General features: G+C 70.8%; 13 protein-coding genes and 1 tRNA gene. 12 read left to right on the top strand and 2 right to left on the bottom strand.

Going from position 1 to position 14,917, the window contains the following annotated elements:
- Window positions 1–15: 15 nt before the first annotated feature.
- From FRZ32_RS04745 to glpX, 4 genes are all read left to right on the top strand, one after another.
- Window positions 16–660, top strand: a complete 645-nt coding sequence (locus FRZ32_RS04745) for a hypothetical protein (RefSeq protein ID WP_147042434.1) — start codon at window positions 16–18, stop codon at window positions 658–660.
- Window positions 661–698: 38 nt separating this feature from the next.
- Window positions 699–1,073, top strand: coding sequence for a fluoride efflux transporter CrcB (gene crcB, locus FRZ32_RS04740; RefSeq protein ID WP_147042433.1), 375 nt, complete (start codon window positions 699–701; stop codon window positions 1,071–1,073).
- A complete protein-coding gene (locus FRZ32_RS04735) occupies window positions 1,070–2,161 on the top strand; it encodes an RluA family pseudouridine synthase (protein WP_147042432.1) in 1,092 nt (363 codons plus the stop codon). Before crcB ends, FRZ32_RS04735 begins: the two co-directional genes overlap by 4 nt.
- 83 nt (window positions 2,162–2,244) lie before the next feature.
- Window positions 2,245–3,228 (top strand): class II fructose-bisphosphatase, encoded by a 984-nt coding sequence (glpX, locus tag FRZ32_RS04730; protein ID WP_147044329.1) that lies wholly within the window; start codon window positions 2,245–2,247, stop codon window positions 3,226–3,228.
- A 9-nt stretch (window positions 3,229–3,237) separates the two neighbouring features.
- Here glpX and FRZ32_RS04725 read toward each other — a convergent pair whose 3' ends face one another.
- Window positions 3,238–3,630 (bottom strand): hypothetical protein, encoded by a 393-nt coding sequence (locus tag FRZ32_RS04725; RefSeq protein ID WP_147042431.1) that lies wholly within the window; start codon window positions 3,628–3,630, stop codon window positions 3,238–3,240.
- Between the two features lie 138 nt (window positions 3,631–3,768).
- Here FRZ32_RS04725 and recJ point away from each other — a divergent pair, with 138 nt between their 5' ends.
- The 5 genes from recJ to FRZ32_RS04700 all read left to right on the top strand — a co-directional run bounded on the left by recJ (window position 3,769) and on the right by FRZ32_RS04700 (window position 10,677).
- Entirely contained in the window at window positions 3,769–5,544 is a 1,776-nt protein-coding gene (gene recJ, locus FRZ32_RS04720) for a single-stranded-DNA-specific exonuclease RecJ (protein WP_243445190.1), read from the top strand.
- Window positions 5,545–5,555: 11 nt separating this feature from the next.
- Complete coding sequence (locus tag FRZ32_RS04715) at window positions 5,556–7,856, top strand: glycoside hydrolase family 3 N-terminal domain-containing protein (RefSeq protein WP_147042430.1); 2,301 nt, start codon at window positions 5,556–5,558, stop codon at window positions 7,854–7,856.
- A 17-nt stretch (window positions 7,857–7,873) separates the two neighbouring features.
- Window positions 7,874–7,948: transfer RNA gene (locus tag FRZ32_RS04710), tRNA-Glu, on the top strand.
- A gap of 239 nt (window positions 7,949–8,187) precedes the next feature.
- The gene (locus tag FRZ32_RS04705) at window positions 8,188–9,540 is read left to right on the top strand and encodes a dicarboxylate/amino acid:cation symporter (RefSeq protein WP_147042429.1); all 1,353 of its coding nucleotides are present in this window, start codon (window positions 8,188–8,190) and stop codon (window positions 9,538–9,540) included.
- A 111-nt stretch (window positions 9,541–9,651) separates the two neighbouring features.
- Entirely contained in the window at window positions 9,652–10,677 is a 1,026-nt protein-coding gene (locus FRZ32_RS04700) for an SMP-30/gluconolactonase/LRE family protein (protein WP_147042428.1), read from the top strand.
- Here the strand turns inward: FRZ32_RS04700 and FRZ32_RS04695 are convergent.
- Window positions 10,674–11,333: an NUDIX domain-containing protein gene (locus FRZ32_RS04695; RefSeq protein ID WP_147042427.1), complete on the bottom strand. Its 660-nt coding sequence runs from the start codon at window positions 11,331–11,333 to the stop codon at window positions 10,674–10,676. The genes FRZ32_RS04700 and FRZ32_RS04695 overlap by 4 nt on opposite strands.
- Before the next feature lie 76 nt (window positions 11,334–11,409).
- Here FRZ32_RS04695 and FRZ32_RS04690 point away from each other — a divergent pair, with 76 nt between their 5' ends.
- The 3 genes from FRZ32_RS04690 to FRZ32_RS04680 are packed head-to-tail and all read left to right on the top strand — an operon-like array spanning window position 11,410 to window position 14,844.
- Window positions 11,410–12,771, top strand: coding sequence for an amidohydrolase family protein (locus tag FRZ32_RS04690; protein WP_243445189.1), 1,362 nt, complete (start codon window positions 11,410–11,412; stop codon window positions 12,769–12,771).
- On the top strand, window positions 12,761–13,909 hold the full coding sequence (locus FRZ32_RS04685) for a dipeptidase (protein WP_147042425.1): 1,149 nt from the start codon (window positions 12,761–12,763) through the stop codon (window positions 13,907–13,909). The genes FRZ32_RS04690 and FRZ32_RS04685 overlap by 11 nt, the downstream gene beginning before the upstream one ends.
- The gene (locus FRZ32_RS04680; protein ID WP_147042424.1) at window positions 13,906–14,844 is read left to right on the top strand and encodes an ornithine cyclodeaminase family protein; all 939 of its coding nucleotides are present in this window, start codon (window positions 13,906–13,908) and stop codon (window positions 14,842–14,844) included. Before FRZ32_RS04685 ends, FRZ32_RS04680 begins: the two co-directional genes overlap by 4 nt.
- The last annotated feature ends 73 nt before the right edge of the window (window positions 14,845–14,917 follow it).

Here is a 14,917-nt window from a genome sequence, read left to right as displayed (position 1 = left end):
AGGGAGACGCCTTTCATGATCGCTCGCGCCATGATTCTTCGTTCGATCGGCCTTGCCGGCCTGCTTGCCCTCGCCGCGTGCGGCGGCGGGGAGGCGAACAATCTCGCCGCGCTCGACAACAGCCTCGCCGGCAACGATGCCGATCCGGCGCTGACCAGCGCGCTCGCCGACCAGATCATGGTCGATCCCAATCTCAACCAGCAGGCGCATCCCAATCAGGCGCGCCCGCCCGAAACCCCGGTGCAGGCGCAATATCCCGCCGGATCGTCCGCCGGCGGCCAGCGGGTCGCGGCGGCGGGGGGCGATCACGCGCCCGCCGGCTGCGCCCAGCCCTTCGACAACAACCTCTCCTGGGCGCAGCGTCTGCCGGCCGAGTTTCCGGCCTATCCGGGAGGCCGCATCACCGAGGCGGCGGGGAACAACAATGGCGGCTGCTCGATGCGCGTCGTCAGCTTCACGACCAGCGACAGCTGGCAGCGGGTGATCCAGTTCTACCAGGGCGTCGCGCAACGCGGCGGCTATGATGCGGAGCATCAGGTGCGTGGGCAGGATCATGTGCTCGGCGGGGTCAATCCGCGCACCGATGGCGCCTATTACCTCATCGTCACGCCGCAGGCGAACGGGTCCGAAGTCGCGCTGATCGTCAATAACGGGCGCTGAGGCTGGCGCACCGACGCCCGGCCGGGTACAGGCCGGCCATGCCCAACCTGCTCATCGTCATGCTCGGCGGCGCGTTCGGCGCGGGCCTGCGGCATCTCGTCGGGCTCGTCGCGCTGCGCGGGCTCGGCCCCGGCTTTCCCTGGGGAACCTTGAGCGTGAACCTTGCCGGCGGGCTCCTCATGGGCCTGCTGGCCGGCTGGCTGGTCAGGGCCGGCGGCAGCGAGCAGACACGGCTGCTCCTCGGCGTCGGGCTGCTCGGCGGCTTCACCACCTTCTCGGCCTTCAGCCTCGAGGTCGCGCTGATGATCGAGCGGGGCGAGATCGGCACCGCGCTCGCTTACGTCCTCGCCTCGGTGCTCGGCGCGGTGGCATTGCTCTTCGCGGGCCTGTGGATCGTGCGGGCGGCGGGATGAGCAGCGATCAGGTCCGCCAGTTCACCGTCGATGCCGAGGATGATGGCATCCGGCTCGATCGCTGGTTCAAGCGCCATCTGCCGGAGGCGGGGTTTGGCGAGGTTTCGCGTTGGGCGCGCACGGGTCAGCTGCGAATCGACGGGAAGCGCGCGACTCCGGGCGATCGGATCGAGGCGGGGCAGGTGATCCGCGTGCCGCCCCAGAGCGCGAAGGCCGCGCCAGCAAAGCCGCAGCGCCGCCGCGAAGTGCTGAGCGAGGACGAGATCGAGTTCGTCCGCGCGATGGTGATCGAATCCGATCCCGCCGCCTTCGTGCTGAACAAGCCGCCGGGCCTCGCCACCCAGGGCGGCACGAAGACGAAGGACCATCTCGATCGGCTGCTCGACGGCCTGGTCGATGAAGGCGCGCCGCGGCCCAAGCTCGTCCACCGGCTCGACAAGGACACGTCCGGGGCGCTGCTTGTCGCCCGCACGCCGCGCGCCGCCGCCTTTTTCTCGCGCGCCTTTTCCGGTCGCACCGCGCGCAAGGTCTATTGGGCGGTCGTCGCGGGCGTGCCCTCGGTGGAGGAGGGGCTGATCGATCTGCCGCTCGCCAAGCAGCCCGGCACGGGCGGCGAGAAGATGCATGTCGACGAGGAGGAGGGCCAGCCGTCGCGCACCCGCTACCGCGTGATCGAACGCGCCGGCAATCGCGCCGCCTTCGTCGAGCTGCAGCCGCTGACGGGGCGCACTCACCAGCTGCGCGTCCACATGCTCGCCATCGGTCATCCGATCGTCGGCGATGGCAAATATGGCGGGCAGGACGCCTTCCTCACCGGGGCGATCAGCCGCAAGCTGCACCTCCACGCGCGGCGGCTCCGGATCGATCACCCGGACGGCGGGCGGATCGACGCGACCGCGGCGCTGCCCGAACATTTCGCCGCGACGCTGGCGAGCCTCGGCTTCGATCCGGCGGCGGGCGATGCCCTCCCGCTCGACGAAGTGAGGTTCGGCGACACGCCCGAAGGCAAGCGCAAGGCCGCCTCCGCCGCCGCCAAGGCAAGGCGCAAGGAACGGCGCGGCGAGCGCCGGTCGCGCCGCCGCGGCTAGCCGGCGGAACCCCGGCGCGCGTCTCGACTTTGTGACAGGCCTCGCCTATCCGCCCGGCAAACCAAGAGAGGATGACGAATATCATGGTAAGCGCGAGCCACGTTCTCGATCGGCTGCTGGTGATGGAGATGGTGCGGGTGACCGAGGCGGCGGCGGTCGCCGCGTCGAAACTGGTCGGTCGTGGCGACGAGAAGGCGGCGGATCGCGCGGCGGTCGAGGCGATGCGCGCGGCGCTCAACGAGCTCGAAATGGACGGCACGGTCGTCATCGGCGAGGGCGAGCGCGACGAGGCGCCGATGCTCTATATCGGCGAGAAGGTGGGCGCCGCGCAGGGAAGCGGGCCGAAGATCGACATCGCGCTCGATCCGCTCGAAGGCACGACGATCACCGCCAAGGCGGGCGCCAATGCGCTCGCCGTCCTCGCGATCGCCGAGGAAGGCTGCCTGCTCAACGCGCCGGACGTCTATATGGACAAGCTCGCGATCGGCCCCGGCTATCCCGAGGGCGTGATCGACCTCGCGAAATCGCCCAGCGACAATATCCGCGCGATCGCCGAGGCCAAGGGCGTGCCGCCGGGCGAGATCATCGCCTGCGTGCTCGATCGCCCGCGCCATGCCGCGCTGATCGCCGAGCTGCGGAGCCTCGGCTGCGGCGTCGCCTTGATCCCCGACGGCGATGTCGCGGGCGTGATCGCCGTCACCGATCCCGATACGACGATCGACGTCTATATGGGCCAGGGCGGCGCGCCCGAGGGCGTGCTCGCGGCGGCGGCGCTGCGCTGCGTCGGCGGCCAGTTCCAGGGCCGGCTCGTCTTCCGCAACGATGACGAGCGAAGCCGCGCCGCGCGCTGGGGCGTCACCGATCTCAACCGGATCTATCACCTGGAGGATCTGGCGCAGGGCGACGTCATCTTCGCCGCCACCGGCGTCACCGACGGCACGCTTCTGGAAGGCGTGAAGCGCCGCAAGAGCTGCATCACCACCGAAAGCGTGGTCATGCGCGCGTCGACCGGCACGGTGCGCTGGGTGCGCGGCGAGCACCGGCGCGAGCCGGGCCAGCACGACTGACGAATCGCCCTAGTGGATCAGCACCGCGAACAGGAGCGGCCCGCCATCGCCGGCCGCGATCCTGAGCCGCGCCTGCTCGCCCTCGGCGAGCGTCACGGCGGGTGAGGCGACAGGGCCACCGCTGCCGTCCGACCGGTACAGCGTCGATCGGACGAGATAGGCGGCGCTCGCCGCATCGGCGGCGTGATCGAGCCTGAGGCGCAGCGAATAGACTCCGCCGACGCTGACCGCGGCCGAACGGCCGGGGGCAAGGGTTACGCTTGGCGTGCCGAGCAGGCGGCCGCCCTGGCGAAGCTCGAGCTGGACGGTGCGGGGCTGATCGGGCGAGGCCGCCGGCGGCTGAGCCAGGGCCGCGCCGGACGCCAGCGTGGCGAGGAAGGCGAGGGTGACGATGCGTCGCATGTTACATCTCCTCACGGCCGAATTCCGGCAGCGTCGGTGTAATGCCGAACAGGTGAAGAACCGGCGAAAGGGCATGGTGAACGCGGCTTTCGCCAGTTCGGGATTCACGCGGACGCGCGGCTGCCCTAGGATGTGCGCGTGTTGACGGTTTCTCCCCATGTCTATGGCGTTTCGCGCTCGATCCTCGGCCAGCCGTGGCGCTGGCGCGGCGGCACCGAAGGGCTCGATCCCGGCTTCGCCCCCGACGATCTCGTCGATCAGTTGCTGATGGCCCGCGGCGTCGCGCGCGATGAGCTGGATCGTCACCGCGCGCCCACCCTGCGCGGCTTCATGCCCGATCCCTCGCTCTTCGCCGACATGGACAAGGCGGCCTCGCGGCTTGCCGATGCGGTCGAGCGTGGCGAACGGGTGATCGTGTTCGGCGACTATGACGTGGACGGCGCCACGTCCGCGGCGCTGCTGATCCGGCTGCTCGCCATGCTCGGGCTCGACGCGGGCGCCTATATCCCGGATCGTCTGATGGAGGGCTATGGGCCCTCGGGCGAGGCGCTGGTCCGCCTTGCCGGGGACGGGGCGCAGCTCGTCGTCACGGTCGATTGCGGGGCGCAGGCGTTCGAGGCGCTGGCGATGGCGAAGGAAGCCGGCCTCGACGTGATCGTCGTCGATCACCACAAATGCGCGAGCACGCTCCCCGACGCCTTCGCCATCGTCAATCCGAACCGGCTCGACGAAGCGGCGGAGGCGGCGGCGCACGGCCATCTCGCCGCGGTCGGCGTCGCCTTCCTGCTCGGCGCGGCGCTGCTTCGCGAATTGCGCGCGCGCGGCTTCTTCGCCGGCCGCGAGGAGCCGAAGCTGATCGAGCTGCTCGATCTCGTCGCGCTCGGCACGGTCGCGGACGTGGCGCAGCTGAGGGGCCTCAATCGCGCCTTCGTGACGCAGGGGTTGAAGGTCATGGCGGGCCGGCGCAATATCGGCCTTGCCGCACTCGCCGATGCCGCGAGGCTCACCCGTGCGGTCGAGTGCCGCGATCTCGGCTTCGCGCTCGGCCCCCGGATCAACGCCGGCGGCCGGGTCGGCAAATCCGATCTCGGCGTCCGGCTGCTCACGACCGAGGATCCGGCCGAGGCGCAGGCGATCGCCGCCGAGCTCGATCGGCTGAACGAGGAGCGGCGCGCGATCGAGGCGGCGGTGACCGAGGAGGCGGAGGCGCTCGCCGCCGCGCAGGGCAATCGCGCGGTCGCGCTCGTCGCCGGCCAGGGCTGGCACCCCGGCGTCATCGGCATCGTCGCCGGGCGATTGAAGGAAAAGCTGCACAAGCCGGCAATCGTGGTCGCGCTCGAGCCGGAGGGCCCGGGCAAGGGCTCGGGCCGGTCGATCTCCGGGGTCGATCTCGGCGCCGCGGTGCTCGCCGCCAAGGACAGCGGCCTGCTCGTCGCCGGCGGCGGCCACGCCATGGCGGCCGGCCTCACCGTGGCCGGCGACCGGATCGAGGCGCTCGCCGATTTCCTCGACGACCGGCTTGGCGCAGCGATCGCAGCGAGCCGCGACGGGCGCGCCCTGCTGATCGACGCGGTGGTCGCGCCCGGCGGGGTCACCGCGCATCTGTGCGACGCGCTCGACGCCGGCGGCCCCTATGGCGCCGGCTGGCCCGGCCCGGCGGTGGTCGCCGGCCCGGTGAACCTCGTGAAGGCGGACATTGTCGGCAGCGGCCACCTGCGGGTGATCGCCGCGGGCGCGGACGGGCGGCGGATCAAGGCGATCGCCTTCCGCATGGCGGATGGCCCACTGGGCGAGGCGCTGCTCGCCGCGCCGCCGCACCGCAAGCTATGGCTCGCCGGCCGGGTCAAGCGCGACGACTATCACGGCAACGGCGCCGCCGAGCTCCATCTGGAGGATGCCGCCTGGGCCGATTGAGGAGGGGGTCGATGGGGTTGAAGCGGTCGTTGCTCGCCGTGCTGTTGGCCGTCACCGGGGTGGCAGGATCGGCGCAGGAGGCCGCGTCGCCGCGGGTCGAGGCGCTGCTGTCGCGGATGACGGTCGCCGAGAAGGTGGGCCAGCTCGTCCAGGTCGCCGGCGGGCGCCAGCGCGCGCCGAACAGCCTGATCGACGATGGCGAGCGCGCGCGCATCCGCCAGGGGCGCGTCGGTTCCTATCTCAATGTCGCCGGCGCCGCCGAAACGCGCGAGGTGCAGCGGATCGCGGTGGAAGAATCGCGGCTCGGCGTCCCGCTCCTGCTCGGCGCCGACGTGATCCACGGCTATCGCACGATCTTCCCGGTGCCGCTGGCGATGGCGGCGAGCTGGGATCCGGCGGTCGAAGCAGGCGCCGCCCGCATTGCCGCCATCGAGGCAAGCGCCGCCGGGCTCAACTGGACCTTCGCGCCGATGATCGACATTGCCCGCGATCCGCGCTGGGGCCGCGTCGTCGAGGGCGCGGGCGAGGATCCCTATCTCGGCAGCCGGATGGCCGAGGCGCAGGTGCGCGGCTTCCAGGGCGCCACGCTCGCCGCGCCCGATTCGATCCTCGCCACGGCCAAGCATTTCGCCGCTTATGGCGCGGCCACCGGCGGGCGCGATTATGCCGGTGCGGACCTGTCCGATCGCGCGCTGAACGAAATCTATCTCCCGCCATTCCACGCCGCCGCACGGGCCGGCGCCGGATCATTCATGGCGGCCTTCAACACGATCGGGGGCGTCCCCGCCCATGCCGATCACGACCTCTTGACCGGCACCCTTCGCGATGCCTGGCACTGGCCGGGCCTCGTGGTCAGCGACTGGAACGGCGTTGCCGAGCTGCGCGCCCATGGCGTCGCGGGCAGCGATGCCGACGCGGCGGCGCTCGCGCTCGGCGCCGGGGTCGACATGGACATGAACAGCGGCCTCTACGCCGCCGAGCTCGAGCGGCGCGCGCAGGCCGATCCGGCGGTGATGGAGGCGCTCGACCGCGCCGTCCGCCGCGTGCTCTCGGTCAAGGAGCGGCTCGGCCTGTTCGACAACCCCTATCGCGGCGACGCGGCGCTGGAGGCGGCGGCGATGCTCACCCCGGCCAACCGCGCGGCGGCCCGCAATGCCGCGGCGCGATCGATCGTGCTGCTCAGGAATGACGGCGATCTGCTCCCGATCGCCGCCTCGGCGCGGCGCATCGCGGTGATCGGCGCGCTTGCCGACGATGCCGGCTCGCAGCTCGGCCCCTGGCGCTCCGCCGGACGGGTGGAGGATGTGCGGCCCCTGCTGCCGGCGCTCCGCGCGGCGCTGCCCGGCGTGGCGATCGATTATGTCCCTGGCGCCGCGCCATCGAGCGAGGATGAATCGGGAATTCCCGCCGCCGTCTCCGCCGCGCGCCGCGCCGATCTCGTCCTTCTCGTCGTCGGCGAGACTTTCGACATGAGCGGCGAGGCGCGCAGCCGCGCCGATCTCGGCCTGCCCGGCGCGCAGCAGGCGTTGGCCGATGCGCTGCTCGATACCGGCCGGCCGGTGGTCGTGCTGTTGATGAGCGGGCGGCCGCTCGCGATCGATCGACTCGCCGCGCGGGCGCCGGCGATCCTCGAAACCTGGTTCCTCGGCGTCGAGGCCGGCCCGGCGATCGCCGATGTGCTGACCGGGCGGGTCTCGCCCGCCGGCCGCCTGCCGATCGCCTTCCCGCGATCCGCCGGCGCGCTTCCCGAAAGCTATGCCGCGCTTCCCACCGGTCGTCCGGCGAGCGCCGATCTGGCCTCGGACACGTCGCGCTATCGCGATCTTCCCGTCGGCCCCGTCTTCCCCTTCGGCCACGGCCTTTCCTACACCCGCTTCGCCTATGGCGCCCTGGAGATCGCGCCGGCGGCGGGCGGCAGGGTGACCGCCTCGGTCACGGTCCGCAATGTCGGCGCGCGCGCCGGCGACGAGGTGGTCCAGCTCTACGCCCGCGATCCGGTGGCCAGCGTCTCGCGCGCGGTGATGGAGCTTCGCGGCTTTCGCCGGATCACGCTCGCGCCCGGCGAGATGAAGCGCGTCACCTTCACCCTGGCGCCCGCCCAGTTCGCGATCTGGAGCCCCGGCGGCCATTGGCGGATCGAGCCGGGCGAGATCGAGCTGATGGTCGGCGCCTCGTCCGCCGACATCCGCGCGCGCGGCCGCTTCGCGATCGCCTCGGCGGGCGAAAGCGACGTGCCGGCGGCCGCGATCGAGACGCCCGCCGTCGATGGGCGCCGCGCCGACCGCCTTGACCCGCCCGCCGCCACCCCCTAAGCCGCGCGTCGCCTCGCGGCCCCTTCGTCTAGTGGTTAGGACGCGGCCCTTTCACGGCTGAAACACGGGTTCGAGTCCCGTAGGGGTCACCATCTCCGCCGAAAATGGCGGAATCGCGGAATTCTGCCGCTTTCACGATCGCTTTGCCGCCCTTGCGTTCAAGGGATGCGTGCAAGTGATCCGTATGACAGCTCCGTTCAAAGACCCCGCACCGCATGGGGCCGGATCGGCGCGTTGGCCTGGGGCGCGGAGCCGGGCATAACGCGGCGGCGCGGCGCGTTCGATGCCGGGCTGAGCTCGGCCCGCGGCCGGCGGGAGGAGGAGGGGGCGGATGAGTTTGCCTGCTGCAGCGGACCGGGCGATCCCGACGGTGCCGCGCCGCGCGTCGATCGCCCGGCTCCTCTATGCCCAGGTGCTCGCCGCGATCGTGCTCGGCGTGATCGTCGGCCATTTCTGGCCCGCGCAGGGGGCGGCGCTGAAGCCGCTGGGCGACGGCTTCATCAAGCTGGTGAAGATGGTGATCTCGCCCGTCATCTTCCTCACCATCGTCACCGGGATCGCCGGGATGCGCGAGCTTCGCTCCGTCGGCCGGGTCGCCGCGAAGGCCTTCGCCTATTTCCTGTTCTTCTCGACACTGGCGCTGATCGTCGGCCTGATCGTCGGCAATCTCCTCCAGCCGGGCGCGGGTATGAACGTCGATCCGGCGACGCTCGATGCCGGCAGCGTCGCGACCTACAACCAGGAAGCGCACGCGGCGAGCGTCACGGGATTCCTGCTCGATATCATTCCCGACACGATGGTCTCGGCATTGACCGGTGGCTCGATCCTCCAGGTGCTGCTGGTCGCGATCCTGTTCGGGATCGCCTTGTCGCTGGTCGGCGATCCGGCCGATCCGGTGCTCGACTTTCTCGATCGGCTGTCGCTGGTCGTCTTCCGCCTCGTTGCCCTCCTGATGCGGCTCGCACCGATCGGCGCCTTCGGGGCGATCGCCTTCACGATCGGCCGATACGGCATCGAATCGGTCGTCAATCTCGGAGCGCTCGTCGCGACATTCTACCTGACGTCGCTGCTGTTCGTGCTGGTCGTGCTCGGCGCGATGGCGCGGCTGGCCGGTTTCTCGATCCTCAAGCTGATCCGCTATCTCAAGGCGGAATTGCTCCTCGTGCTCGGCACATCCTCCTCCGAAGCGGCGCTGCCGAGCCTGATCGACAAGATGGAGCGCGCGGGCTGCGCGCGCAGCGTCGTCGGACTGGTCGTGCCGACCGGCTATTCGTTCAACCTGGACGGGACCAATATCTACATGACCCTTGCCGTCCTGTTCATCGCGCAGGCGACGGGGATCCATCTCTCAATCGCCGACCAGATCGGCCTGCTGCTCATCGCGATGATCAGCTCGAAAGGAGCCGCCGGCGTGACCGGCGCGGGCTTCATCACGCTCGCCGCCACGCTCTCGGTCGTGCCGACCGTGCCGGTCGCCGGCCTCGCGCTGATCCTCGGCATCGATCGCTTCATGAGCGAATGCCGCAGCCTCACCAATTTCATCGGCAATGCGGTCGCGACGGTCGTCGTCGCGCGTTGGGATAATGCGCTCGATCGGGCCGCGCTCGGGCGCGCGCTCGATGGCAGGCCCGAACCCGCCGCTACGATCGCCAGCGTTGCCCTGGATCCGCTTCCGGAGGATTGAAGCCCACCCGCCCGCTTCGCGTTGCGTCAGGCCGCCCGACACCGGCCCGGCATGTTTCCAGTCGCGCCGCAACGCGCTATTGAGCGACCATCATCGACATCGGAGGGCGGGATGATCGGCAGGCTGTTTTCGGGGCTCGTCATGTTAGCGCTAACGGCTGCCGCGCAGCCGCAGCCCGCCGCCCGGATCCATCGCGGCGCCGCCGCGCTCGACGCGCTCATCGCGCCGGATGCGGTGGTGGAGCGGGTCGCCGAGGGGCCGGACTGGGCGGAAGGGCCGGTCTGGATCGCCGCACTTGGAAGCCTCCTCTTCAGCGATCCGCCGCGCAACCGCATGTATCGCTGGCGCCCGGCCGATGGCCTTTCGGTCTTCCGCGAGCCTTCGGGCCTCGCGGGCGACACGACCGGTTTTCGCGAGCCCGGATCCAATGGGATGATCGCGGGGGCCGACGGAATGTTGCTGATCGCCGATTCGGGTGATCGGGCCATCGTCCGGCTCGATCTCGCGACGGGGCAGCGCACGATGCTGGCCACGCGCTATGACGGGCGCCGCTTCAATTCGCCCAACGATCTGGTCCGCGCCGCCAATGGCGCAATCTATTTCACCGATCCGCCCTACGGGCTCGACGGGCTCGATGCCTCGCCGCTGAAGGAGCAGCCGGCGAACGGCGTCTATCGCCTCGACCCCGATGGCCGGGTGACGCTGATCGACGGCAGCCTCAGTTTTCCCAACGGCGTCGCCCTCTCGCCCGACGGGCGGACGCTCTACGTCTCGAACAGCGATCCGGCCCGCGCCGTCTGGATCGCCTATGGGCTCGACGCGCAGGGCAATATCGCAAGCCGCCGCGTCTTCGCCGACATGACCGCTTCGGTCGGTCCGGAGCGGCCGGGCCTCCCCGATGGGATGAAGGTGGACGCGCGCGGCAATCTCTTCGCTTCGGGGCCGGGCGGGTTGATGATCTTCTCGCCCGCCGGCGTGCTGCTCGGCCGGATCGACGCGGGGACGGCCATCTCCAACTGCGCGTTCGGCGAGGATGGGCACAGCCTGTTCATGACCGCTGGCCACCTGATCCTTCGGCTGCGGACGCGGACGCGCGGCCTCGCTGATGTGGAGCGCCGCGCAGATCCGACCGGCTAGCGGCGCCGCGCCGTCGCCAGCGGCTCGCTCGTCACCGGATAACCGGCATCGTCCGGGATTCGCAGGAACGGCTCGCCATCGCGGTCCTCGATCCACGGCGTGATCTTGCGGACCGGATGGCACGCGGCGTCGGCGCGGGCCTCCTCGATCGATCCGAAGCGGGCGAGCCGCTCGAGGTTGCGGCGGGTCGGAAAGATCGCATGGGCGCGGCCGGCCGCGATCTCGGCCAGCGTCGCCGCGGCGCTCGCCCAGAAGACGCGGCCCACTTCGTGCGCGGCCGCCACCGGCGCCGGCCAGTCCGACCCGGCCTCGGCGAGATAGAAGAGCGTATCGAACCGCCTTGTCTCGCGGAAATTGGGGCACCAGCGCGCGAAGGGGGTGAGATCGCCGGGTGCAAGCGATCCGCCGAGCCCGGTCTCCTCGATCGTCTCGCGGATCGCCGCGATCCGCGCGGCGGCGTCGGACAGCGCCGGATAGGCGGCCGCGGCCGCGCGATCTTCATCGTCGATTCGCCCGCCCGGAAAGGCGAGCGCGCCGGCGGCGAAGGCCATGCCCGCGCCGCGCTCGATCGTCAGCAGCTCGGGCGGCCCCGATCCGGCGGAGCGCATCAGCACCAGGGTCGCGGCCGGGATCGGCTCGGGCAGGTCGTCGGCCATGGCCCCCTGCTAGGCGTCGCGGGCTGCGCCGAAAAGCCATTTGTCATGCGCGATCAGGATGCTAGGCGCAAAGGCCATGCGGGGCGCACGGATCATTCTGGCTGTTGCGGGCGCGGTGCTGCTGGCGGCCGCGGCTCCGTTCGCGCCGCCCGACGCGGGCACGCGCACGATCTATCGCCATGCGACCCTGATCGACGGAACCGGCGCGCCGCCACGGCCCGACATGGCCGTGGTGACCGACGGCGATCGGATCGAAGCGGTGGCCGCGGATGCCGCACTGGCCCCGGCGCAGCTCCAGGGCGCGCGGATCGTCGATCTCACCGGACGCTGGCTCCTTCCCGGCCTCATCGATTCGCACCAGCATATGGCGACGCCGCCCGATCCGGTCCGCGCCCGCGCCTGGCTTCGCCGCGACATTTACAGCGGCATCACCGCCACCCGGATCATGGCCGATGATCTGCGCTCGATCGCCGAGCTCGATCGCGAGGCGCGCACGGGAGAGATTGCCGGGCCGGATCTCGCCTTTGCGGCGGTGATGGCCGGGCCGAGCTTCTTCGCCGATCCGCGCACCCATGCGATCAGCGCCGGCTGGACGCCGGGCGAGACGCCCTGGGCGCAATCGATCGACGATTCGACCGATCTTCGGCTCGCCGTCGCCCGGGCGAAGGGGACGGGCGCGACGGCGATCAAGATCTACGCCAATCTTCCGGCGCGGCTGGTGCGCGCGATCGCCGCGGAGGCGCATCGTCAGGGGATGCGGGTGTGGACCCACGCGATGGTCTTTCCGGCGACCCCGGCCGAGGTGATCGCGGCCGGGCCGGACACGATGTCCCACAGCTGCTATCTCGCCTACCAGCTCTCCAGCCCGCCGCCGCAAAGCTATCAGGATCGCTTCCCGGTCGATTATCCCGCCTTCGCGCACGGCGACAATCCGGTGATGACCCGGCTGTTCGAAGAGATGCGGCGGCGGCATATCATCCTTGACGCGACGCTCAACGTCTATGCCGAGGCGGATCGGCGGGCGGCCGCGCCCGGCGGGCGCCCCTATCATTGCACCCTCGATCTCGCCGGCCGGCTCACCGATCAGGCGCGGCGGCAGGGCGTCGAAATCTCGGCCGGGACCGACGGCGACACGCCGGCAACCGCCGCCTGGCCGGCCTTGTTCGACGAGCTCGAGCTGCTCGTCCTTCGCGCCGGGATGACGCCGCTCCAGGCGATCCATTCGGCGACGCAGGTGGGTGCGCAGGCGATGGGCGAGGGCGATCGGCGCGGCACGATCCAGCCGGGCCGGATCGCCGATCTCGTCGTGCTCGATCGCGATCCGACGGCGGACATCGCGAACATGCGAAGCGTCGTCCTCACGGTGAAGCACGGCCGGCCGTTCGCGCGCTCCGATTATGTCCCGATCACCGCCGCGGAGGTTCCCGATGACGATTGACCGGCCCGACCGGCGCGCCTTTCTGGGGCTGGCCGCGGGGGCGGCGACGCTGCCGCTCATGCCCTCGGCGCTTCGCGCGGCGCCGCCGGCGCTTTCCTCGATGCTCGTCGTCAATGCGCTCGGCGGGTTCGAGGATCCCAATCCGCCGGCCGCGCCAGCGACGCCGCCGCGCGCGCCCGTCCTGTCGCCCCGGCTGGTCGCCGATGCGCGCGCCTCGGGCATGAATGTCGTCAACCAGACGATCGGCTATGTCGCAGGCGACGGAGATCCGTTCGAGGATACGATGCGCGAGATCGCGACCTGGGAAGCGCGCTTCGCCGCGATGCCGCGCGATCTGCTCAAGGTGCTGACCGCCGCCGACATGCTGCGCGCGAAGCGGGAGGGGCGGATCGGCGTCATCCTCGGCTTCCAGAACGCGGCGATGGTGGGGGACGATGCGACCCGGATCGACATCTTCGCCAACATGGGCGTGCGCGTCATCCAGCTCACCTACAATCCCGCCAACCAGATCGGCGACGGATCGATGGCGCCGGGCAATCGCGGGCTGACCCCCTTCGGCCGCGAAGTGGTCGCGCGTTTGAACGAAATGCGCGTCATGGTCGATCTTTCCCACAGCGGCGAACAGACCTGCCTCGATGCGGCGCGGGCATCGACGCAGCCGATTTCGATCAATCACACCGGCTGCCGCGCCCTGGTCGACGTGCCGCGCAACAAGACCGATGCGGAGCTTCGGCTGGTGGCCGAACGGGGCGGGTTCGTCGGCATCTATTTCATGCCCTTCCTCAATCCGACCAGCGTCGCGACCGCCGCCGACGTCGTCGCCCATATCGACCATGCGATCAACGTGTGCGGCGAGGACCATGTCGGCATCGGCACCGACGGCGGGACCACCGGCATAGACGACATGGAGGCTTATCGCGCGGCGATGCGGGCAGAAGTGGCGGCGCGCCACGCCGCCGGCATCGGCGCAACGGGCGAGAATCCGGATACGGTGCCGTTCGTCGCGGACCTGACCGGCCCGGGACAGTTCCGCCGCCTCGTCGCCCTGCTCGACGCGCGCGGCTATTCGACGGCGCGGATCGAGAAGATCATGGGCCTCAACTTTTTCAACTATGCACGGGAGGTGTGGGGCGAATGAGCGGACCGCGGGTGATTTCGGCGCAGGAGGTCGAGCGGCTCCTCACTTACGAAGCGTGCATTCCGCTGATGCGCGATGCGATGATCGCGCTGTCCCGGGGACGCACGCGCCAACTCCTGCGCGGGATCCTCGACATCGACGGCGGCAACGCCTTCGGCGTGATGCCGGGCGCGATGCTGGGCGGCAGCTTCGGGGCGAAGCTGATCAGCATCTTTCCAGGCAATCTCGCGCGCGGCGGCCTGTCGCACCAGGGCGTCGTCGCGCTGTTCGACGGCGAGACGGGGGCGCCGCGCGCCTTCGTCGACGCGGGCGTGCTGACCGCCATCCGCACCGCCGCCGCGTCTGCCGCGGCGACGGATGCGCTGGCCCGGCCGGATTCGCGCCATCTGGCGATCATCGGCACCGGCGAACAGGCGCTGCGCCATATCGAGGCGATACGGCACGTCCGCCCGATCGATCGGGTGACGATCTGGGGCCGCGATCCGGCCAAGGCGGAGGCGCTCGCGGCAAGGACCGGCGGCACGGCGGCGGCGAGCGTCGCCGAGGCGACGACCGGCGCCGACATCATCTGCACCGTCAGCGGCGCGGCCGACCCGATCCTTTTCAGCCGCGACGTCGCCGACGGCGCCCATGTCAACGCGGTCGGATCGAGCCGCGCCGGCCCGGCGGAGATCGCCAGCGATCTGGTCGTGCGCGCCCGATTTTTCGCCGATCACCGCGAGGGCGTTCTCGCCCAGGGCGCCGAGTTCATGCGCGCGCGCGAAGCCGGGCTCGTCGGCGACGACCATGTCCTCGGCGAGATCGGCGAGGTGATGACGGGAAGCATCCCCGGACGCACCGGGCCGGACGAGGTCACGCTCTACAAATCGTTGGGCAGCATCGTCCAGGATCTGGCGGCGGCCGATTATGTGGTCGGGCAGGCCGCGCAGGGCTGATCGGGCCGGACAAGGCTGGTGGAGCTGAGGGGAGAAAAATATAGGCTCACCCATCCCTTGTTATTTCAGTAAC

The sequence above is a fragment of the Sphingosinicella ginsenosidimutans genome (genome assembly GCF_007995055.1).
Lineage (GTDB): Bacteria > Pseudomonadota > Alphaproteobacteria > Sphingomonadales > Sphingomonadaceae > Allosphingosinicella > Allosphingosinicella ginsenosidimutans.
Note: the sequence above shows the minus strand (reverse complement) of the source record. Positions and strands in the feature narration are given on the sequence as shown.